We start from the raw sequence: 23,701 nt of genomic DNA, 5'->3' as shown, positions 1-23,701 counted from the left end.
AATCCGGATTGCGTCTTACTTGCATCATTTAACCAATTCCCTACGCTGTTCCGGACATACTTGGAGTAATCTGATTTCAAAGGTTCCAATATCGGTGAGCCCAATGCAGGGTTCTGTTCCAACATTTCAGTATGCTTGCACCAGACACCTCGTGAACAGAAAACAGAAGAACAAATATAGCTCTGGCAAACGCCTTCCCCATATTTGTCCTTTTGTTCTTTTACCCAAATAAATTAATGCGAATCAAGTTATCCTTCCGTCTTACTTTAGAACAGCTTCGCAGGATACTCACCCGCATCCACCAAAGCCTGAATCTTGTCGACTACACTCTGACGGTCTTCGGGATAAGTCACACCGAACCACTTGCTGGTTGTATCGAGCACTTCGCAGGTAGCAGTGCCATTGTTAATCAGCTTATCCACCATCAGCGGGATGAAGAATTCGCTTTTCAGATTCTCCATATTCTTCGGGTCGCTCAGGAAGCTCTTGAAAAACTCTGCACTGTAAGCAAAGTAATCGGGAGTAAAGCCCCAGAAGTTCATGCTGACCGGAGTCGTCTCGGGAGTGGCAGTCCATTCACCGTTATCATCGATGTACTTCACCTCGCCGTCCATACGCTGAATCTTGGTACGCTCTACTACAGAAGTCAACAAGTTGTTTGCATCCGTTCCGCACAAACCACGGGATACGGTACCGCTTTCGCTCAATGTATTACCGATGCGGAAGCCTACCATGGAATATACATTTTTGGAACCTTCGGGAAGGGCTGCAAGAAATTTGCCCATTACCTGGAAGGAATCACGACCGTAGAAATCGTCGCAGTTGATAACAGCAAACGGTTCCTTTATTACATCGGCACCCATCATTACAGCATGGTTGGTTCCCCAAGGTTTGGTACGGCCTTCGGGGCAGGTGAAGCCTTCGGGAAGGTCATCGATGGACTGGAATACCAGTTCGCAGGGGATATGGCCTTCGTATTTGGAAATAATCTTGTCGCGGAAATCCTGCTCAAAATCTTTACGAATTACGAAAACGAGCTTTCCAAAACCGGCATTGATGGCATCGTAAATAGAATAATCCATGATAGTTTCGCCATTCGGGCCTAGTCCGTCCAATTGTTTCAAGCCACCATAACGGCTGCCCATGCCGGCTGCCAATAAGAATAAAGTTGGTTTCATATTTAGTTATTATTTAAAAAGGTTAGTATATCACAGTTGATAACGGCTGCAAATGTACAAAAATTTATGGCTGACAGAAGGGAGTTTTAGTTCATTCTTTACCACTATCCGTTCAAAAAGGTACATTTAGAACGGATAACCGATGGCAAAATGCAACGCCATGCTGTCCTTGAACTTGGGAATATTATAATACCCCGACTTCCCGGTATCATACGGATCATGCAGCCCGATACCCAAGTCCAGACGAAAAACAAGAAAGTCCAAATCGTAACGCAAGCCAAATCCCGTGCCCAAAGCAATCTGTTTCGGGAAATTCTTCAACGTAAATTCACCATTCGGGCGGTTTTCATCTTTACGCATCAGCCATACATTGCCGGCATCCAGAAACACCGCTCCATGCAAGTCGGCAATCATACGGAAGCGATACTCGATATTGGCTTCTATGCGAATATCACCCACGTGGTTGATATAGGTATATTTCCTATCCGTCTCGGGAGGATAGCCGCCCGGACCTATACTGCGTGCAGAAAAGGCGCGCACACTGTTGGCACCGCCGATATAGAACTGTTCCGTATAAGGTGCGGTCGTAGCGTTGCCATACGACCATATCACCCCTCCGGCAATACGCGAGGCTATCATCTGGTTCTTGTCTATCCGGTAATGGTACCTGAATTCCGAGTTCAGCTTCAAGAACTGTGCAAAAGGTACCCCGAAAAGCTTCTTTCCTTCCTCACTGAACGGCTTGCCGAAAATACGGTAGACGGCAGAAGTCAGGTTACCGGCCGACGCAACGGTGGTCTGCCACCAGATGGGGTTACGCTTGCCGCGCACGGAAGCGTTGTCATAAGTATAGGTGTACTCCATGGCAGGAATGAACTGGTCGCGCAAACTAACGTAGAGTGCCGGATTCTCGGCACGCAACGTATCGAAAGCGGCAGTAGGATTGCGCAGTACATTGAATGTCAACCGGAAAGGAGTTATACTGTGCCTGGAAGTCGATTTGGGCTGGAAGTCATAAGTGACATTACCGCCAAAAGCCAACAGCTTATAATACTTGGCACGGTTCATCTGGTCGGCATATAAACGGAAAGTCGTTGTAGCCGGGAAGTCATACTCACGGTCGCCCATCCTAGGAAACACCACGCGCGGAAAGATAAGCGAAGTGGAGATACCCAGTTCATAACTGTTCATCAAGGAAGAACTTGCCTTGCCCGTCTGCCATTCGTACGAACCGTTCAACTTCACATTCCAGCTTTCACCGCCACCGAAGACATTGTTCTTCGTCACCGTAAAAGCGGCACCCGGTCCCGTCTGGTTATTGCTCTTCATGGTGACATTAAAATCCAACTCCGCATCGTAGGGTTTATCGAGCGCGGCAATGACCCTCACATCCAATGTATCAGACACAAACGCCGTATCACGCGGTATATACTGCATCTCCGCATAACGGAAAATACCGACGCTTGCCAGACGCTCCTGAATACGGGTCTGACGGTACAAACTATACAAACTCTGCATAGAACGCTGGCGGGCAATACCTGCGCTGTCCTGTATCTGACGTTTCCGCCGATAACCTTGATAGTTCAACCAACGGTAAAGCATGTTGGGACGTACCGGAGGTTTGTTGTAGTAATGTATGGTCAAGCCTTTGTAATCCATGCTGTCATTGGGTTCCTGCCCCTGCTTTCCAAGAAGATAGACGGATTTACGCCCCACACGGAACTGCTTCTCGGCTACCTTTGGCATACCGGGAACGGGAATCAAGCGCATCTGGACATGCCCATTGGGAACCATCATGGTATCGGCCTGATAGGTCAGGTAGTCGGGACGGAAATAATAACAGCCCACATTACGCAGCAGGGTACTGATACGGGTACGCTCCCCATCCAAATCAGCCACATTGAATTGTTCTCCCGAACTGATAAGGGAACGTCGGCGTCCCAGCTCCATAATGCGAGTGGTACGCTCGCTGAAACCACGATAATATACCGTATCTATAAAGTAGGGGTTACGCATGTTCACCGTATATTGCAACTTTGCCTTCAGCGAGTCCTTCGGGTCGATAAATGTCTTGTAGCTGACGCTTCCGTTGAAATAGCCATAATCGCGCAACAAGTTAACCGCCGCCTTCTGGCGTATATCGGGATTCACCGTAGACATAAGCACCGGAGTGGCGGCAAATTTATTGAATATCCACTTTCCGAATCCCTTCTCATACTTCTGGAAACCATTGTAAATCCACAGTCCGAAAGGAAAGGGATAGCGGATAGTAGAGCTTCCCAGCAACGAATTGTTCGGTGCCGTAGCAAGGGCGGCTTCCACCTCTTCCATAGCAATCTCACCAACAGACGTTTCACTGCGGTTCAATACAATCATCGGCTTTTGGCCGGTATAGAGTATCTCCCCCTCGGGCAAGTGCTTCGTGGTGGAGCAACCTGCCAGAAATATCAATCCTGCAATATATAATATCAGTCGTTTCATATCACATTCCTACTTTTTCATATCGCTATTTTCAGCCTCCGGTTTTATCTTTTTCTTCCTGAAGATGAAGAGTTCACTCAATCGGTCCATCTTCCGGCGCAGCACAAGGCCGACACCCGTTTCGGTTATCTCACCGTCGAGTATGCTTTCGTAGTTTTTATTATGGAATACACGGACATATCGAGTACCCGACGCATCAAGACGGTATTCCAGCGATATATTGTCAATGAATGATTCCGCATCGTTCGTGGCATTGGCCCCGGTGGACACTTTTCCACCGATGACTATCTGTACGCGGTCGTTGAAGAAACGCTGGGAATAACGAAAACTGAAGTTTTTCTGCGTGTCACCCGTTTCAGCAGAGGTACGGTCTTCCACACCTACACTGATATTGGCCCCTTTTATACCTCCCGCCAAGGAGTTTATCTGGCTCTGAAGCACTGAGTTCAAGGCGGCTCCCATTGACAAACCTCCTCCTTTGGCACCACTGTTCAGGTAAATACCCGTGGCAAGCATGGCAATGGCCTGCTTGCTACGCTCTTCTGCACCCATTGCCTGCAGCTCATTCTCTACTGCGGCATCTTCGGGCGCCGAAATATCGAATATCAAATCGGGAGCGTCAAGCCTGTTCTTGATGGAAATGGAAACATCGAAGTTCACCATGCGCGAACCGTCCCCGTCACCATCGGCCACAGAAGCACGCATACGTTCCGTAGCCTTCAGACTCAGCGTAGGATTCATAATATTCCCCCGCCAATCCACATAACTGCCGGGATTGAACTGGAACTCCTTCAACGGGATGATAGGCAGCGAATATTTCATGACGCCACCCGAAAGGGTATAGCGTCCGGTAAGGCTCATATCCCCTTGGGGAGTATACTGCATATTCAAATCACCGCCACCTTCCAGTTCGATGTATTTGCTGCGGTCGGGACTCAAGTCAGCACGAAGACGGACAGCATCGTCAATATGGACGGACATATACATTTCCAATCCTCCCAAAGACATGGCAGGAACCTCATCTGCTTTTACCGACGTCGTATCGGTGAACGAGGTAAAGGTAACCAGCCCACTGAGACGGTCTTCCACCGTTAAAGGGGAATCGGTCAACACGTAGGTTACGTTGGTATTGCCCAGCAAATTCATGTTTCCACGCATCGTGAGCCCGTCAAGCGGCCCCTTCACCGTGGCATGCAAGTCGACGAACACCTTTCCATACACCAGACTTTCGCGGGTACGCGGTGCATCCAGCAACGTATAGTTCTCTGCCAGCAGATTGAGGTTGGCAGTAGGACGCTCCATATTCCGGAAATCAACCTTACCGTCAATCGTAAACGGATTCTTGCTGGTGGTATAAATGGCAAACTTATCAAATATCAACTGATTGTCCTTTATCTGTACCGGACGGTTGTCGAACCAGTAACGTGCTCCCGCCTGGCGTGCATAGACAGACACACTGTCCAAAACAATATCACCATGCATTTGAGGCTTGTCCAGCGAACCATAAATATAAAGCCCTCCATCAATATCTCCGGTAAAGGCCACCGTTTGGTCAGGGATGAATGCATTGGCCATCTTCAATGGAAAATGCTCGAAACGGGTGGACACTTCCAGGGTATCCTTTCCGTTCTTCTGCGTCAAGATACCGTCGGCGGTCATCACTTCTTCATTATCATATGTAAAATAGGTATTCAGATAGTGCGTATTCTTGTCGCCCGGCAACCAGGTAGCCCCCAGGCCGATGTCTCCAACCGGTTGGCGTTCGTAGGTCAGTTTCTCTACATTGGCTTCGGCAGACACCTGCAGGGAAGTGGCAGTCTGTATATAATTTGCTTCGGCAGAGAACAATCCCGTAAGCCGGGGCATATAAGGAAGTACCTCCGTAAGTTCATCCAGGCGCAATCGGCTCAGTTCTACGTTTATATTCTGCAAGGAAAGGGTATCATTCTTGTCGGATTGCATACGGAAACACAGACCATCGTCGCTGTCCATATCAATATTGGCATAGACGCGCATATTCTTATGCAGATAAATCCAGTTACTATTGTCCGCAAAGTGGAATTTACGGAAAGCGATAATCGGCTCGGCAGGAATAAGGTTCAGCAGCACACCATTACCGCGACCGTGTCCTTCGGTCAACGGACGGGCATTAATACCGAATAGAACACCGGTCTGCCCTTTTCCATTCACATAATCCACAGTCAGTTCCGCATCTTCATTACGGACTTCACCCGTCAGTGTGCTACGGAACACAAACTGCGGGTTCTTGGGACCGTTTATGACACCACCTTGCAACTTCATGCGGGCAGTATCCTGCTTCACTGTAAAAAATATCGTATCGAGCTGCAAGGAGTCCATGCGCAATCCGTGAACAGCTGTACGTCCATTGATGCCGACTTGCGGAGTAAATCCGAAGCTCAGTTTGAAATCATTATAGGAAATACCCTTTGCAGCCAGGAAATAGCTGACGGGATTCTGGTTACCGGCTTCCAGATGCATGCCCGCTGAAGGAAGGACTTGGCGCAAAGCGGCATGGTCCAAACGCCGTTCATCAATCTGCTTTGTCAGGATAGAGACAAATTTATCCGACTGTTCCATCAACTTCTTCAACGTGCTGTGAGCGCGGAAACGCAGATTCAAGTCACCGGCATCAAGCCTCAACTTGAGAGAATCATGACGTGCCTCCGCTCCCATTGTAAAGGCAAACGGGTGTTGCAATGGTCGGGGCACCAAACCCAGCTTATGCAGATTCACCTCTTCCACATTTAAATCCAAAGCGCCATCCAGATAGTTGCGGTCAAGACGCATATCCGCATTTCCCTGCATCTTGAGAAGGACATTATCGCTGGCAAGACGGACGGTAGCAACGGATGACTTGAGTCCGGCATGCACATCTACACCGGAAATGTCCCAATGGCCATACTGTAGTTTTTCCAAGGAGGCATTCAAAGCGGCCACAGTTTTTCGTGATGCCACATCCACCCCTTGCCCCTTAGCGGACATCTTTGCCGTAAGAGTATAGATAGAGTCCTTGGGCAGGAAGTGATGCACCTGCAAGTTGTTGATGGCAAGGTCGGCATGGTAGGCTTCCGTAGCAAGATTATAGGCGGCGTCCAAATTCAAGGCGCCTTCCTTCTCCTTCAGTTTCAGGGCGGCAGTGCACTGCGCCCCCTCCATACCGAGACGTGCCGCAAGGTGCATACTGTCCGGCACAATGATGGAGCCATCGGGAGCAATGTCAGCTAGTCCGGTCAGGAAGTTCAAGTTCTGCGTATGCATTTCGAAGTCCATGCTTCCATTACGTTTCACACTGTCGGTCAAGCTCCAGAATTCTCCTCCCCCACTCAACGAAAAGGCTCCGGGCAGCTCAGCCGTAAAACGGGAAATCTGCATCTGCTTCAGGTTTCCTTCCGTACCGGCATGAATCACCAACGGACGGAACGGATAGGCTTCCTTGAAAGCTTCCGGCAAGCCACCGGCAAAAAGCAGTACATCCTGTTTGCCGATACGGGCATTGAAACGGGCTGTCAGACGGCCGGTGGTAGGTATATTTATCAGTTCCCAGTAAGTCTGTGCCGTAAGGTTCATCTCACTATGAGGTGTCAGCAACTTCAAAGAAGGGATACGGATAACGGTAGAATCGGCAAACAACCGCCCGGTCAGGGAAGTTACACTCAAACCGGAACGCTCATACATGGAAAATTCCCGGATAACGGCATTCATATCTCTGCCGTAGTACATCACAGAATCAATGCCCAGGCGAATGTCGCGAAGAGCAATGTGCGAGGGGTCGAAGCCTATCGCACTCCCCGGGCCACCGGTATCATAATTGACAGAAGTTCCAGTCAGCAGGAATTTTCTCCAGCCATAGAACTGGTGTTTCAGGTCGGCAGCAGCGTCCGCAATCTCAGCATCTCCTATATGGGCTTTCAGCCCCATGGAGTCCAATGGCATCTGTAAATCGACCGAGACGTTCTTCAACTTCAGAGTATGGAGTGTGACTTTCCAGTTTAACGCAGTGTCAGTAGTGTCTTTGGGAGTCTCAGTGGTATCTGCAAGCATCACCTGCACATGGGTATCGCTCAATTCTATATTATTGAGGATGGCATCTTCTTTTGTAAGGTCTATGCCATGGCTTTCGAAAAAGAAATGCCCCAGTACTCCTTTGATACACATACCTTCCATTAAATTGGAGGAGTTGACAGCAACTTGTTTCAAGGTAATGTCATCCACCTCCACTTTCCCTTTGAGTAAAGGCCATGCCTGTACCCGTACGTTCAAACTTCCAAGATTCAGCAAGGTATCGGGATGCTGCACATCAACAGCACTGTCGGCAGGCTGTACCACCAATACACCGCGGACCAACAAATTCAAAGGAAAGCGAAGGTCAATCCGCTCCACGGATATGTCCATACCCGTAGCATCTGATGCAATTGCCGTAGCCTGCTTCCGTATCAAATTCTGTACGGGAGGCACATAAAGCAATATCATCAATATTATAAACAGTATAATAGGAGTAAGCAACACCCACAGTGCTGTTCTCAACCATTTTCTTCTCATCGGAACGTCAATCTTTCATCGTATTTAAAAGTCTTACAAAGTAAACAATTTCTTTCGACATTTGGTTCCCGACAGAGAAAAATCACGTATTCTTCTCTGTTCCCCCATTACGGAAAAGCTGTTGCCTGAGTAATGACATCCTCTATCAAAACGAGGGCGGCAAGGGCGTGTTCTTTCAACTCTCCGGTAAAAGGCACTCCATGAGAAGTTTCCAACAGTTTCAGCAATGCAACCAGTTCCGCTGCTCCAATTAAAGTAAAGAGGGGAATCATTTTGTGGGAGACAGCAGCCATCTCGTCCACATCCTCATTCTCCACAGCCTTCTGCAAACGCTCCGCATTGAGGCGGGTTTCAGCCACAAAACTTTCCAGAATGGACTTTGCCGCCTCGGGGTCATCGACCGAAAAAGCAGTGAGCGAAGAGAATTTATACCCCGGGCAAGCCGAAGTTTCCGAAACTTCCGTAACCTCCATCCCTTTGTCCTCCATATTCAATTCATGTAGCAATTCACTGACGGTAAACGGCTTATGCAGGCATCCGGCAAATCCATGCACCGTAAATTCCTCACGCTGCATGTCACTGCGGGCAGTGACAGCAATCACCGGAACAGACTGTGCCTGCGGTATGTTCGAAGCACGAAGCAGTTTCAGTAAATCAAAACCATTAATAGCAGGCATCTGCACATCAGTAAGCAGAACATCAAAGGTTGCAGTGCGCAAGGCATCCAGCAGTTCATCCAGTTGTAAACAAGAGACAGAATTTATACCACTCTGCTGAAGCATGGCGGCAGTAAGGGTAAGCTGAATACGGTCATCATCGATAAGGAGGACATTCTTCAGTGAAGAATGAGGAACGGGGAATGAAGAATTGCCATTCGGCGTGGCAGCACATCCCGATTCTTCATCCTTCATTCTCCGTCCTTCACTCCTTACGGGATAGATAGGAATATATATGGTGAAAGTGCTTCCCTTGCCTGGCACACTGTCTACATCAATCGTGCCTTCAAGCAACTGTACCAGCATACGGACAATGGAAAGTCCGAGTCCAAACCCCTCTTTACCCTGAGCACCCGGTAAGCGGGTAAACTCCTGGAAGATACGTTCCCGGTCGGCAGGTTCCATACCTTTACCGGTATCAGCAATGGCAACTACCAGTCGACGGTCCTCGTAACGGGCAGTCATGGTAACATTGCCTTGATCCGTAAACTTCACGGCATTGGACAGCAAATTGTTGATAATCTGGCGCAGACGCAAGGGGTCGCAAATATAGGTACCGCCCAGCTCCGGGGCAATGTCGCAATGAAGCGCCAGTCCTTTGGCAGCCGTAAGTGGTTCAAAACTGACGTGTATCTCTTCAAGCAGGCGGGAAGGATGAAAGGTGACCCGGTTGATTTCGGCCTTGTTCAAATCAAGACGATGGAAGTCGAGCAAATCAACGACCAGCTTCAGCAGATGTTCCGATGAGGTTTTCATATTGTCCAGATAGAACCGCTGACGCTCATCCACCGTCAGACGGGAAAGCAAGTCGGCATAGCCCATAATAGAACCGAGCGGGGCTTTGAAATCATGGGTAATGGCAAGCATCAGTTTTTCACGGACAGCGAGTAAATCCTCGGCACGACGACGGGCCTCTTCCAACTCACGACGGTAACGGTTGCTTCGGGTTATGTCGCGGCCGATGATAATAAGAAAAAAAGCGGAAAGCAACACCGCACCTACGGCAATGCCACTGATAATCTTGGCCGAACGGCGTCGGACCGCTTGTTGATACTCGGCTTCCGTCCGTGCACGCAGCAGAGTTTCCGTCTCGTAATCTTTCAGCAAGCTGTCAATACGAGCGGTCAGCATATGGTCCAAGCGTTGCAGATAGCGTTTACGTCGCTGTATAACAGTGTTTACAGCTTTTTTCTGCTGGGCCACGGCACGCAGTTTCTCATGCAAAGAATCGGCCGGATTATAGGGTTCAATCACCGTATCCGTTGCAAATTCAAGGGAGGTCTTTACCTGGATAGCCGTATCTTTCTTTGGGGGGACAAACACTTCACCCAAACGACGGAAGAACCCCTTCTTCCGAAGACGTGTCACGACGGTATCCCGATGTGTAATGATACGGTGCTGCACACGCTGCTGGGTCACTACCGAGTCCTGCTGGGCAATTATCTGCTCAATGTCACTGGTGGATACCATGCTGTCATTCGCCTCACTCAGCGTGCGCAGCATTTTTATCGTATTGGTATCCTTCTCGCGTATCAAGGCAAGCACGCTGTCTGTCCATTGTACATCGCGGTCATCAGTAAGAATAAGGTTCTCCATTTCCCGGTGTACGAAAAACAAGGAAAAAAACAATACCGCCAGCAACAAAGTGTAGCCTACGGCAATCTTTACTTTGGAGACATTATTCATACTATCAAATCCTTTCCCTGGTCTGTTTACGGAACCTCAACCACAGCATCACTCCCGCACTGGTCAGTCCGAACGGGAAAGCCATCCAGACTCCCGTCAGCCCCCAACCGAAAACGAAACCGCAAAGGTACCCTACGGGCAAAGATATAATAAAATAGGATATAAATGCAATAATCATCATCGGTTTCACATCCGAGATGCCGCGCAGGGCATTGGCAAAGTTAATCTGCAACCCATCGCCGAACTGGTAAATCAAGAACGGGAAGAAGAGAGCGGCAACCATGCCGGACACTTCCGCATTGTCCGTAAACCATCCCCCTACCTGACCGCGAAGCGCAAAGACGATACCCAGCAACACCACCTCCATACACAGGATGATGTGAAGGCCGGCATACGCCGAGCGGCGCACATTCTGCCCGTCTCCCTGCCCCTTGAAGTTGCTGACACGCACGGCAACCGCAGCGCCCATGCCATAATACATCATGAAGGTGAACTGAGAGATAGTAAGCATTATCTGATGCGATGCTAGGGCAAGTGTCCCCAGCCAGCCCACCATGACGACGCTCAGACTGAAGGAAGCGGTCTCCATACCCATCTGCATACCCACGGGCCAGCCCAGTGCATTGAGCTTCCTGAACATCGGCATCGACCACCCCAGCCGCATGAAGCCGAGCCTGTAACGGATAAACCGGCGGCCGCGAAGCACAATCGCCGCAAAGACCACCACCATCACAATGCGGGAGAACAAGGTGCTGATACCCGCACCAAGCAGTCCCATCTCCGGAAAGCCCAGCTTTCCATTGATAAGTATATAGTTTCCTACGATGTTAAGCGCATTCCCTCCGAGCAGAATCCACATGGCCGTCTTGGTATCGGTGATGCCGTCCGTAAACTGTTTGAAACCGTTGAACAGCATGACAAAGACCAGTGAAGCAAGCAACACCAGATAGTAAGGCTTGATTAGAGGCAGCAATTCTCCGGGCTGTCCCAGCCGCTCCACATTGAAATAGAGAACAGCCATGACAAGAGTCAGCAACAAAGTCACCAGCACATTGGCAACCAGGCTACACCGCAACGCCTGCCCTGCCTCGGCAAAGCGGCGGTTACCGTAGAAGCCCCCTACAACCGGTGTCAGCCCGTAGCTGAAGCCCGTACTGAAAATAATGCAAAGAGTAAACAGATTGTTTACGAAAGAAGCGGCACCCAGTTCCTCCGTGCTGTGATGCCCAATCATCAGCGTATCGGCAAAACCAAGCACAATGACTCCCAACTGCCCCACCACAATGGGTAGCCCCAGGAGAAGCAATGCTTTATAGTGCTGCTTATACGTATCAAATAATTTTTTCATACTAAAGGTTTTCTTTTTGGTAATAAAGCACAATCCCGTTTTCATCGCGGAAGGTCTGTTGGGCGACCCTATGAAGCTGTTCTGCCGTCACAGAGCGGTAATTGTCCACTTCACGGTCTATGTCTTCTGCCTGTCCGGTCAGTTCAAACCAGGCAAGATTCGTGGCAACATTCAGATAATTGATGTTGCCGAATATCTGTGTAGACTCAAACTTGTTCTTTACTTTCTCCAATTCTTGTTCTCCAACAAACCCGGATTTCAACTCTTCCAACTCTTTCCGGACAGCAGCCTCGGCTTGCTCCAAAGATACGCCTGCAGATGGTTTTCCACTGATATGCAGCAGTCCGGCATCCCGTGTACCAGAGATATAGGCATCGAGACTGGAAAAGAGCTTTTGCTCCTGCACCAGCCTGCGGGTCAAGCGACTGGAACGTCCATTGCTCAGAATATCCGACAGAATATCGAAGGCATAATAATCGGCATCCTCACGGCTGCACATGTGATAAGCCATGAACAAAGCATCCAGAGGAACATTCCGTTCCACCGTCTGCCGGCGTTCCGCCGTCTGCACAACTTCTTGCGGTAATTGCCTTACGGGCACATTCCTACGGGGAATGGGAGCAAACCATTTTTCTGTCAGCCTAACCGTTTCTTCCCACGAAATATTTCCGGTAACGGCCAGCACTGCATTATTAGGTGCATAAAAACGAAAAAAGAATTCCTTTACCTCGTCCAGCGTGGCATTGGCAATGTGAGAGAGGTCTTTCCCGATAGTAGGCCAGCGATAAGGATGCGTTTGATAAGCCAAAGGACGAAGCAGATGTCCCACATCACCATACGGCTGGTTCAAGCAACGTTGTTTAAATTCCTCCATCACTACCGCACGCTGCACTTCAAGACTTTGCTCACTGAATGCCAGTTCCAGCATGCGGTCGGACTCCAGCCAGAAGCCGATTTCCACATTCGATTTTGGAACCGTCAGGTAGTAATTGGTTATATCATTATTGGTCCATGCATTATTCTCCCCGCCTGCCAATTGCAAAGGAGCGTCATAATCAGGAATATGCACCGAACCTCCGAACATCAGATGCTCGAACAGATGGGCAAAGCCCGTATGCTCGGGATGTTCGTCACGGGCACCCACGTCATAAACAATATTCAAGGCAACCATCTGCGTGCTGGTGTCCTCATTGTGCACCAACCGCAGACCGTTGTCAAATATCTTTTTGTTTATTTTCATAAAATGGAATGACAGAATCTATCATCAATCTATCACTGTCACTTTTTTAATAACCACATCCTCTTCGGGACGGTCGTTACGGTCAGTCTTGACCTTCTGTATTTTATCAACAATATCCATACCTTCCAGCACTTCACCGAACACGGTATATGCACCGTCCAAATGTGGAGTACCGCCCACGGTAGTATAAGCCTTCACCTGCTCGGGGGTAAACTTGAACTCCGGTTCCTTGGCAACCTGAGCCTCTGCCTGCGCAATCAAGGAATCTTGCAAATCCATCAGACCGTCCTGGTCATTATTCTTGCGCATCTTGTAGATTTCCTTCATGTGTTTCTGCGCCAACGCGTTGAAAGCATTGTTCAAGCGCATCTGATTCATCTGCTGTTCCATCCCCAGCAAGGTAGAGTCATTATACACTTTTCCGGTCACAATGTAGAACTGGCAGCCGGATGATGCCTTGTCAGGGTTCACCTCATCACCCTGGCGTGCAGCCGACAAAGCACCTTTTTTGTGAAAATACTTCGGATAAACAAATTCGGCAGGAACGGTATAACCCACGTCGCCTGCCCCCAGCATCTTGCCTTTCGGAGCCTTCTTCGATTCCGGGTCACCTGCTTGTATCATAAAGTCCTTGATGACACGGTGGAACAGCGTACCTTCATACGTGCCGTCTTCCACCAGCTTGATAAAGTTATCACGATGTTTCGGGGTTTCATTATACAGTTTCACGGTGATGTCACCCGCACTTGTTTCAATCTTCAGCTTCGTTTCTTTTTCCATATCTTCCTCTTTCTTTTGTCCCGGCTTGCAAGCAGTCAGACTGCAAACCAGTATAGTTAATAATACAATAAGATTTCTTTTCATTTTGTTTTTTATTTAATTTAAGTTTGCAAATATACTAAAATCAGACAAAAGCACTTACCTTTGCCTACATAAAAGAGATAAAAGGCTAAAGCAATGACATCCATATTAATTGTAGAAGATGATATTACTTACGGCATGATGCTAAAAACATGGCTCGGCAAAAAAGGTTTCCAAGTAACCTCTGCCAGCAACATTGCCCGTGCTCAAAAACATATTGAGTCGGAAACCGTAGACTTGATATTGTCTGACCTGCGCCTGCCCGACAAGGATGGCATTGACTTATTGAAATGGCTGGGCGAACACGGCCTGCAAATACCGCTTATCATCATGACAGGATACGCTGACATACAGTCGGCCGTCCAAACCATGAAACTGGGAGCCTGCGATTACATTGCCAAGCCTGTGAACCCGGACGAATTACTGAAAAAAATAGGCGAAGCCTTGAATGCATCATCCTCCGCTTTGAAACAGATGATGCATTCGTCCCGAACAGATGATGCGTTTACCCCAAACAGACCATCCGTTTCACCCAAACAGACGATGCATTCCGACAAGATGAAAAATCAGCCTCTGAAGGGTGCAGAAGGCTCATTGTCCTCCTCCGACTTCCTTGAGGGAGAGAGCGACGCAGCCAAACAACTCTACAATTATGTGAAACTGGTTTCACCTACCAATATGTCTGTACTCATCAATGGTGCCAGCGGAACGGGCAAAGAATACGTAGCTCACCGCATCCACCAGCTCAGCAAGCGTGCCGACCAGCCGTTTGTAGCCATCGATTGCGGTTCTATTCCCAAAGAATTGGCCGCTTCGGAGTTCTTCGGGCACATAAAGGGCGCCTTTACCGGCGCACTGACCGACAAAACGGGCGCTTTCGTCGAAGCCAACGGCGGTACCATCTTCCTGGATGAGATAGGTAATCTGAGCTATGAAGTGCAAATACAGTTGCTGCGTGCTTTGCAAGAGCGCAAGATACGTCCGGTAGGTTCAAACAAAGAGATAAGCGTGGACATACGTCTGGTATCCGCCACCAACGAAAATTTGGAGCAAGCCATCGAAAAAGGGGCGTTCCGTGAAGATTTATATCACCGTATCAATGAATTCACCCTACGCATGCCGCAACTCAAAGACCGCCGTGAAGACATCCTGCTCTTTGCCAATTTCTTTCTGGATCAGGCCAACCGCGAAATGGACAAGCAACTGACCGGCTTTGATGACAAGGCATCCCGCGCCCTATTGGAATATCCCTGGCCCGGCAATCTACGCCAAATGAAGAATATGGTACGCCGTGCAACCTTGCTGGCACAAGGCAAATTCATTACTATCAACGAACTGAATGAACTGAAAGAACCCGCACCGGCCATCATCGGTATCCCTCTCCGCAATGAGGAGGCAGAGAAGCATCAAATCATCGAAGCCTTGCGGCAGACGGGAAACAACAAGAGCCGCGCTGCACAACTGTTGGGCATTGACCGCAAAACGCTGTACAACAAGTTGAAGCTTTATAACATATCCGACTAAAGGGTGTGGAATTATTCCACACTCTCCTCCACACATTCCACACTTTTCCACACTATGCCACACTTTGCATAGAAACATATATCGCTAATTATCAGAGTATTATCCAGTATACACTCTTTCTGGCACACCATTTGACCTATATCAGACGTAAGCAACAAGCGCTACAACAAGCAAGCACTTAGACTTAACAATAAGATATACCAACCTAAAAGCAAATGAATTATGAAAAAATTAGTATTAGTAGCAGCCCTGTTTATGTTTGTTTGTGGTGGAACGTTCTTGGCTCAAGCTAAGGCTCCGGTAGAACAGCCGAGTAAGACAACAACCTTGTCTAACGACACTGTGGTAACGGATACTTTGCAGAAAGCCGAGAACGTCCAAGACACAGCAAAAGTGGCCCAATAACAGTAAGCACACTACAACAAAAAAGCCGTTTCCTCCTTGTCTATTCTGGGAAACGGCTTTTTAAATTGATAGTTGACAGTTATCAACTAAGAAATCACCAATGTCTTTCCGGATAAAGGTCATTCCACCATGCCGGACTATCCTGCAGCCAGCGGGCAAACCAAGCCATAATTGAATTGTGCCACAATTCACGTTTTGCATAATCAAGTACAAAATGGTTTTCACCGTCCACGGTAATAAATTCCACCGGCTTGCCCAATATCTTCAGCGCATTATACAACTGGATACTTTCACCGATAGGCACGTTTGTATCTACCGTGCCATGCAGCAACAACAGAGGGGTATTAATCTTGTCCGCATTGAACAATGCTCCATACTTCGTAAACAAATCGAGATTATTCCAAGGATAGCTATCGGCTGCCGCAACAGAGTTATAGGAATATCCCCAATAACCCTCGCCCCAATAGCTCGTTACATTGCTGATGCCAGCATGCGAGGCAGCGGCAGCAAACATGTCCGTCTTAGTCTGCAGATACATCGTCATGAATCCTCCATAAGAGGCACCCAGGCATCCGATACGTTTATCGTTGACAAACGGATGGGCTGCACAGAATTTCTTCGTACCTTCAATGATCTCATCGGCCGTACGCTCACCCCATGCATTGACATGGCGTGCAGAGAACTCCTGGCCGTACCCGATGGCACCACTGGGCTGGATAACATAAACCACATAGTCACGTGACGCAAACAACTGTGCACAGTACGGGGAAGTTATACCGCGGGTTGTAGGAGTCGTTCCTCCATAATAGTATACGATAAGCGGATACTTCTTGTTCGGGTCAAAAGACGGCGGCAGACAAACCATTCCCTTTATCTCCGTACCGTCCGAAGCTGTAAAGTTCCACTCTTCCATCTGTCCCAGCTCAATCTTATCGAGGATGGGCTTCATGGGATTGGCAAGCAGGGTAGAAACTTTTTTCTTCGTGTCGTACGTATAAGCTACGCCCGTGCTGGTGTTTCCTCCGCCCACATAGGCAGCCACAACCGGATTGTCATTGGCCAGCGTGAAGGAAGTAATCACATCTTCTTCAAGCGGAAGCATTTCAAAGCCGCCCGTCTTCGGAACATAACGGTAGATATGCCTGCAATCCCCATCAGTCGTATCGAAATAGATACATCCGTCCACACGGTTCCACTGCACGAGAGACACCGTAGGATTGAAATCGCGCGTGATAGCCTGCACTTTCTTTGTAGCCAAATCCATAATGAATGCTTGGGTATCAAAGTCATTGGCTATGGGATGTTCACCGCAATTCTTGCCAATGCCTCCGAAAGCAGACGGACTGCCCGTCACCAGAAGCTGCTTCCCGTCCGGAGAGTAAGAAGCACTTCCCAGATAAGCATCCCAGGCGACCAGCGTATCTGCCTGCAAGGTGGTCAAATCAATCTCGAAAAGAGAAGAGAGGGAGAAAGGGCATCGAGTGATGTCCGGCTTGGAAGTGCTGCACAACAGTTTCTTGCCATCCGGGGAAATATCATTCAGATAGACGTTGTGACTACCGTAGGTCAGGCGCTCGGAAAGTCCCGTCGCCACATCGTATTTCATGAGATAATAGCGGTCACGAGAATTGGGGATACGGTCGTCCGGATGCAAGAGACGTTTCAACGGGCCACTCACCTTTTCGCCCTCGTCCGTGAGCATATAGATAAGATAGTCTTCTGTAGGAGACCAGCTGAAATATCCTTCGGGAACATTCTTCAGCAGCACTTCCTCACGCATCGTGGCGGGATCGAACACAACCAGGTCATTCTGCTCCTCGCCCATAACCGTATAATAGAGCTTGTTGCTGTTGGGCATCCAGTTCATCTTTTCATTGGCATTGGGCAATATCACCCGGCCGGTCTTTACCTCGGTCAGCTCACAACGGGTCCTGGAACGCTTCACGTCGTAATTGTCCGAATAGCGGGTCAGCAGATACTTGCCGTTGGGCGAAAGAGAAACCCTGCTCGCTCGGGAGCCGAAATTGGTGTTGAACAAAGAGAAACGTCTCTTCATGTCCGGTGCCATCCGGCAGGCTACATCGGCAAAGTCCTTTTCCTTTTCAAATTCGCATTTCAGCATCGGCTGCATCTTGTCGTCCGCGCTTGAAAGCAACTTGATGACAATCTCATAATCCGCTTCGGGGTCCATACGCAAACTGACAGCCGTAGGACGGACCTGCGACAAGCTGTCCTCCGCTGTCTCCTTGACTTGCTTGGATTCACCGTTTACAAACACCTCAAAACGGGCAGGAGAATATACATTCAGCTTGCCCTTCATGAAACGCTCCGCACGCAGATTGGTAGCAAACAGATAGAACAGATTGTCCTTGTCCGCCTTTGCCACAGTTACATATCCAGCCGTATCAGCAACCATACGTTCGTACCGACCTCCGTCGAAGTCGAGACTGACCTTCGTCTTCAGAAGATTGCCGGTAGTAAACTTGTCTCCCTTGAAGTTGATACTATCGCCCTGGAGGGGAGTGCGCACCGTAACGGCCGGACGCACGTTATACTCAGCAACTCTTTCCTGAGCTTGGGCAGCCAATCCCGCAAGGAGCAGCAAACCCGACAAAACTGTGATTTTCTTCATTACTGTAAGATTAAATCGTTTCAAAACCATTCCATAAATTTCCGGGAGGAACGGGCGCCTCCACTTCTATCAGTTCTTTGGACACCGGATGCACAAAACGGATATACCGCGCATGCAGACAGATGCTGCCGTCGGGATTGGAGCGGGGCGAACCATACTTCAAATCTCCCTTGATGGGACAGCCCATCTTTGCCAACTGACAACGTATCTGGTGATGGCGTCCGGTTTTCAAATCTATTTCCAACAGATAATAGTTCTGCGACCGCCCGATGAGCCGGTAATGCAAAATCGCTTTCTTGCTGCCCGGCACCTCCTTGTCGTATGCATAACTCTTGTTCTGTTTCTCATTTCGCACCAGATAGTTCACCAATTCCCCCTCTTCCTCGCGGGGCAAGTTCTTCACTACTGCCCAGTAAGTCTTCTTCACCTCGCTATTCTTGAACATCTCGTTCAGACGCGACAGTGCCTTACTGGTCTTGGCAAAAACAACAAGACCGCTCACGGGGCGGTCCAGCCGGTGAGCGACACCGATAAAGACATTTCCAGGCTTGCTGTACTTCTCTTTCAGGTACTGCTTTACAGTTTCCGAAAGCGGTGTATCACCCGTTTTGTCTCCCTGAACTATCTCGGAAGCGGTCTTGTTGACTATAATGATATGATTGTCTTCGTATACGACAGTCATCGGTTGTTAATGTTTAATGATTAGTGATTAATGATTAATGACTAACACCCAACTTCTCATTAAACATTAATCACTAATCATTAATCATTAAATTACATATTCATCCCACCATCTACCTGAATAACCTGACCGGATACATAAGAAGACATATCAGAAGCCAGGAAAGTAGCGATATTTGCCACGTCTTCGGGTGTGCCGCCACGACGCAAAGGAATCTTCTTGCACCATTCAGCCTTCACCTCTTCAGACAAGGCGTCGGTCATGGCTGTCATGATGAAGCCCGGAGCAATGGCATTGGCACGGATTCCACGAGAACCCAGCTCCTGAGCGATAGACTTGGCCAAAGCAATCATACCGGCTTTGGAAGCAGAATAGTTGGCCTGGCCGGCATTGCCGTGAACACCTACCACAGATGCCATATTGATAATGCTACCCGCCTTCTGGCGCATCATGATGGGTGTGCAGGCATGGATAAAGTTAAATGCCGATTTCAGGTTGACATTGATAACCATATCCCATTGCTGTTCGCTCATACGCATCATCAGACCGTCACGTGTGATACCGGCATTGTTTACCAGAATATCAATACGTCCAAAGTCCTTATGGATTTCTGCCACTACATTGGCAGTGTCTTCAAAGTTTGCTGCATTGGAGGCATAAGCTTTTGCCTTTACTCCCAAAGCTTCCAATTCTTTTGCCGTAGCCTCGGCATTTTCATCAATCACCAAGTCAGTGAATGCAATATTTGCTCCTTCTTGAGCGAACTTCAAAGCGATAGCCTTGCCGATGCCGCGTGCAGCACCTGTCACAATGGCTGTTTTTCCATCTAATAATCCCATATTATTTTAAAATTATTTATAAAATGTATTCTTACTTCTTTCCCAATGCACCAAGTACCAGACGGGTCACGTAAGTATCGCGTACCGCATCGTCCAGATTGGCCCCTATATGGCCGCGGATATAAGGTGTTTCAATACCTTTGACACTGTAATGCACAATCTCGGCAGTCATATCCAAGTCATCTATCTGGAAAACACCCTTCTCCATACCTTCACGCAGAACCTCCTTGAAAAGCTGGGTCTCTGTAGCATCGAAACGTTTGCGCACTTTCTCCACTCTCCAAATATCCCGAAAGAAATTGGCACGAAGAGTACCATTCCGAAAGACAACCTCTTTTACCGCATCCAGATGAGTGTAAATCATTTCCATCAGTTTCTCGTCCGGCTGAATATCTTTCTCTACCACGTGCTTCATCATATCCGAAAGAATATCCAGCTCCGACTCAACAACAGCCAAGTAGATATCTTCCTTGCTCTTAAAATAGGTATAGAGCGTTCTCCTACCTTTCTTTGAAGCGAGGGCAATATCATTCATCGTGGTATTTTCAACACCCATCTTTGCAAACAGCTGACGGGCAACGTCCACTAATTTAGCTTTTGTCTTCGATACGGTCATAGATTAATTGCACATTGCTTTATTATTTGAGCAAAAGTAAGACATTTCCGCATATCTTACAAGAAAACATTCATTTTATTAATGAACAGCCCTAAAAAGGAAGAAAAAAAGTAGGCTTATTATCGTTCTATTTATCAACATATTACTCATTAAAATCCACTTAACCTCAAAAATATCATGCATTTTATTTGCATATTAAATAAAAAGCCGTACCTTTGCACCCACAAAACGATAACATCGCGGAGTGGAGCAGTTGGTAGCTCGTTGGGCTCATAACCCAAAGGTCATTCGTTCGAGTCGGATCTCCGCAACTACAATGAGGATAAAAGGTTTAAAGGCCGTTTATCCTCATTTTTTTTAATTCCCATCAAGGACAGAAAAAAATGTTTGCGCAAATAATGTTTGTGCAAATTGCTTCCACACTTCCACCTCCTCTCCACATCCCTTTATTCATCGGCATTACAGATGCGGTGGAAGCAACTCAAAAGTGTGGAAGCAAAATTTGCTTCCACACCGTTTCACAAACAGAAATACTGACACACAAGAAACTAACATGAAGTAACACAAGTCATTAATTTCTTGTATCACATCTTATTTAAATCATACCTGCACGAAATCAATATCCTGCAAACACGGTATTAATTCCATCTCCTCCCCCTTCAAATGCAATCAGAACAAATGCGTACAGCCACACAAAGCCAAGACTTCAATACTGTTTTCCTCTGTGCTTTATTCAGAGAATGAAGGTATTTATTACGTCGGACATAAGGAATCAACAGTATGCAACGGCCATGATGCAATCGCCTAACGGCCATCAACAACTCGCTTAACAGCCGTCAGCAGATTGCCGCACGACCATTAGGCGCTGATAAGGCAATGAGTAAAAGGGAACACTCCCCTATACACAAGTAAACAAAGCCCTATATACAACGGATTGAAAGCAGCGGTTTCCCTTAGAATATCCTGATGAAAAGCAACCCCAGCCCGATGGCAACGCCAGTCGAAACAAGTCCGGGAAGCATGAACGAGTGGTTCAGCACATACTTGCCGATACGGGTAGTTCCGGTACGGTCGAAATTAATGGCTGCTACTACGGTGGGATAGTTGGGAATAAAGAAGTAACCGTTTACGGCCGGGAACAGAGCAACCAGTATCATAGGCGAAATGCCCAAAGCGATGCCCAAAGGCATCAGTGCGCGCACAGTGGCGGCCTGGCTATAAAGCAGAATCGACATGGCAAACAAGGCTATCCCGAACAGCCACGGCATTTGCCTCACCACTCCCTCGATAGACTGGGTCAACTGAAGCATGTTTCCCTGAAGAAAAGTATCTCCCATCCAGGCAATGCCGAATATGGCAATCACCGCCTGCATGCCTGCCGGGAAGACGGAACCTTGCGTTGCCTTCATGCCGTCGGTGCGAGTCAGCAGCAAGATGAGGGCGGCGGCAGAGAGCATCACGATTTCGATAATGGCAGACATGCCGAGTCTCACCGTCTCGCCGTCTATCACGAAGGCAGGACGCAAACTGTCGAACGAACCAAAGAACACGATAAAAACAGTGGCAAGGATAAAGATAAGCACAGACAAGACGGCATGCCGTTTATTGTGTATATCCTTTATCTCCACCTTCTTGACATCAAGATAGCCTTCGGTCAACCTCTTTCTGTACTCCGGGTCGTCTGCCAACTCCTTGCCCACCTTCATGGAGAACAAGGCGCCCACAAGTACCCCGATAATGGTAGCAGGAATCGTTATTTTCAGAATATCAAACAAGGTGACATCAAATCCCGCCAGCAACCCAAGCAGTGCGACGGTGGCAGCCGAAATGGGACTTGCCGTAATAGCCTGCTGCGAAGCAATCACCGCAATGCCCAGTGGCCTCTCGGGACGAATCTTGGTCTCCGTGGCAACCTCGGCAATCACGGGAAGCACCGAATATGCCACATGTCCCGTGCCGGCAACAAAAGTAAACAAATAGGTCACAATAGGGCTCAAGATGGTGACCTGCGAAGGATTCTTCCGCAACAACCGTTCCGCCAGCTTTACCATATAGTCCAGTCCGCCAGCCGCCTGCATGCAGGATGCGGCAGAAATGACGGCGGCTATCATCAACATAACGTCAATGGGAGGTGATGTAGGCTGTAATCCGAAACCAAACGTCAGAATTGCCAGACCTATCCCTCCCATTACACCTAGTCCAATGCCGCCCAAGCGGGCGCCTATAATGATAGCTACCAATACGAATACCAATTGCAAGGCCATATACTCTACACTTTTTGATTCATGTGCAAAGATAAGTCATTTCGTATTATGGCTACTCACCTACTTCTATTTTAACTGCTTGTTTTAACTCCACACTCAAAGAGGCATCATCCTTTAACGGTGTCCAGAACACCCGGCGGCATTCATTCTTCTGCAAAAGACAACGATGATAGCGACTGCCGGACAGATGCTCCGTATCGATATGGAAGGAACCGGTATTGACATCCCAGTCGGCTATCTCGTCCAGATTCAGATAAAGGTTGCGCACTGTGCCGCTGTTGAGATGCAAGCTCTGCGCCTGCGCCGCAAGCGCAGTGACATGGCAATCTTCCAGCCGGGCAAGGTATCGCGTGCGGAAAGAGAGCGTATCGCAACGGAGTCCGTAGAAATTGGCTTCCATATCTTCCACATCTACCACAACCGCTTGTACCTCCGCAGGCAACCGCAATTCCATCCCTTCTGAACGAACCCTTATCCAAATGTCATTCTGAAGATGCTGTTCCAGCTTATCCTCCGGAAAGTCAAAGGTGACGAGCAGGGTATCGCCAACGGAAGTCATCGACATAAAAGCCTCCATATCCCCTGCATAGGAGAAACTGCCCTGCTGCAAAGAGTCTCCGGCAGTTAACTCCAACGGCACTTCCCCGAACGAGAACATACGCTCTGCCT

Annotated in this window: 15 protein-coding genes and 1 tRNA gene; 3 read left to right on the top strand and 13 right to left on the bottom strand. The window is 48.4% G+C overall.

The window, feature by feature from the left end:
* Positions 1-266: 266 nt before the first annotated feature.
* From ABUA47_RS00565 to ABUA47_RS00535, 7 genes are all read right to left on the bottom strand, one after another.
* A complete protein-coding gene (locus tag ABUA47_RS00565; protein WP_005828584.1) occupies positions 267-1,178 on the bottom strand; it encodes an NDP-sugar synthase in 912 nt (303 codons plus the stop codon).
* A 126-nt stretch (positions 1,179-1,304) separates the two neighbouring features.
* Positions 1,305-3,659, bottom strand: a complete 2,355-nt coding sequence (locus ABUA47_RS00560) for a BamA/TamA family outer membrane protein (RefSeq protein ID WP_009037264.1) — start codon at positions 3,657-3,659, stop codon at positions 1,305-1,307.
* A 9-nt stretch (positions 3,660-3,668) separates the two neighbouring features.
* Entirely contained in the window at positions 3,669-8,219 is a 4,551-nt protein-coding gene (locus ABUA47_RS00555; RefSeq protein ID WP_035450285.1) for a translocation/assembly module TamB domain-containing protein, read from the bottom strand.
* A 107-nt stretch (positions 8,220-8,326) separates the two neighbouring features.
* The gene (locus ABUA47_RS00550) at positions 8,327-10,621 is read right to left on the bottom strand and encodes a hybrid sensor histidine kinase/response regulator (protein ID WP_035450286.1); all 2,295 of its coding nucleotides are present in this window, start codon (positions 10,619-10,621) and stop codon (positions 8,327-8,329) included.
* Positions 10,622-10,625: 4 nt separating this feature from the next.
* Positions 10,626-11,969, bottom strand: a complete 1,344-nt coding sequence (locus ABUA47_RS00545) for an MATE family efflux transporter (protein ID WP_039161509.1) — start codon at positions 11,967-11,969, stop codon at positions 10,626-10,628.
* Position 11,970: 1 nt separating this feature from the next.
* The gene (locus ABUA47_RS00540; protein ID WP_005828590.1) at positions 11,971-13,209 is read right to left on the bottom strand and encodes a M16 family metallopeptidase; all 1,239 of its coding nucleotides are present in this window, start codon (positions 13,207-13,209) and stop codon (positions 11,971-11,973) included.
* A 24-nt stretch (positions 13,210-13,233) separates the two neighbouring features.
* Positions 13,234-14,073: a peptidylprolyl isomerase gene (locus ABUA47_RS00535; RefSeq protein ID WP_035450289.1), complete on the bottom strand. Its 840-nt coding sequence runs from the start codon at positions 14,071-14,073 to the stop codon at positions 13,234-13,236.
* A gap of 93 nt (positions 14,074-14,166) precedes the next feature.
* Between ABUA47_RS00535 and ABUA47_RS00530 the strand changes: the two genes are divergently transcribed.
* The gene (locus ABUA47_RS00530; protein WP_008665943.1) at positions 14,167-15,594 is read left to right on the top strand and encodes a sigma-54-dependent transcriptional regulator; all 1,428 of its coding nucleotides are present in this window, start codon (positions 14,167-14,169) and stop codon (positions 15,592-15,594) included.
* Positions 15,595-15,816: 222 nt separating this feature from the next.
* Positions 15,817-15,999 (top strand): hypothetical protein, encoded by a 183-nt coding sequence (locus ABUA47_RS00525; protein ID WP_005828596.1) that lies wholly within the window; start codon positions 15,817-15,819, stop codon positions 15,997-15,999.
* Positions 16,000-16,093: 94 nt separating this feature from the next.
* On the opposite strand, the gene ABUA47_RS00520 is transcribed toward ABUA47_RS00525, so the two are convergent.
* The 4 genes from ABUA47_RS00520 to ABUA47_RS00505 all read right to left on the bottom strand — a co-directional run bounded on the left by ABUA47_RS00520 (position 16,094) and on the right by ABUA47_RS00505 (position 20,768).
* The gene (locus ABUA47_RS00520) at positions 16,094-18,631 is read right to left on the bottom strand and encodes a prolyl oligopeptidase family serine peptidase (RefSeq protein ID WP_035450290.1); all 2,538 of its coding nucleotides are present in this window, start codon (positions 18,629-18,631) and stop codon (positions 16,094-16,096) included.
* Positions 18,632-18,641: 10 nt separating this feature from the next.
* Positions 18,642-19,313 carry an RluA family pseudouridine synthase gene (locus tag ABUA47_RS00515; RefSeq protein ID WP_005828600.1) on the bottom strand — a complete coding sequence of 224 codons (672 nt, stop codon included), beginning with the start codon at positions 19,311-19,313 and terminating at the stop codon, positions 18,642-18,644.
* 92 nt (positions 19,314-19,405) lie between these two features.
* On the bottom strand, positions 19,406-20,152 hold the full coding sequence (gene fabG, locus ABUA47_RS00510; RefSeq protein ID WP_005828602.1) for a 3-oxoacyl-[acyl-carrier-protein] reductase: 747 nt from the start codon (positions 20,150-20,152) through the stop codon (positions 19,406-19,408).
* Positions 20,153-20,183: 31 nt separating this feature from the next.
* A complete protein-coding gene (locus tag ABUA47_RS00505; protein WP_005828604.1) occupies positions 20,184-20,768 on the bottom strand; it encodes a TetR/AcrR family transcriptional regulator in 585 nt (194 codons plus the stop codon).
* Between the two features lie 238 nt (positions 20,769-21,006).
* Between ABUA47_RS00505 and ABUA47_RS00500 the strand changes: the two genes are divergently transcribed.
* Positions 21,007-21,079, top strand: a tRNA-Met gene (locus ABUA47_RS00500).
* 642 nt (positions 21,080-21,721) lie between these two features.
* On the opposite strand, the gene ABUA47_RS00495 is transcribed toward ABUA47_RS00500, so the two are convergent.
* Both ABUA47_RS00495 and ABUA47_RS00490 read right to left on the bottom strand, forming a co-directional pair.
* Complete coding sequence (locus ABUA47_RS00495) at positions 21,722-23,032, bottom strand: anaerobic C4-dicarboxylate transporter family protein (RefSeq protein WP_035450292.1); 1,311 nt, start codon at positions 23,030-23,032, stop codon at positions 21,722-21,724.
* Between the two features lie 52 nt (positions 23,033-23,084).
* On the bottom strand, positions 23,085-23,701 hold a 617-nt coding region (locus tag ABUA47_RS00490), incomplete at its 5' end, for a hypothetical protein (RefSeq protein ID WP_349831369.1).

Origin of the sequence: Bacteroides sp. RTP31139st1_H2_RTP31139_211217 (genome assembly GCF_040227615.1) — a bacterium.
Taxonomy (GTDB): Bacteria; Bacteroidota; Bacteroidia; order Bacteroidales; family Bacteroidaceae; genus Bacteroides; species Bacteroides uniformis.
The sequence above is the reverse complement of the archived record's forward strand: the minus strand, read 5'-3'. Positions and strand labels throughout refer to the sequence as shown.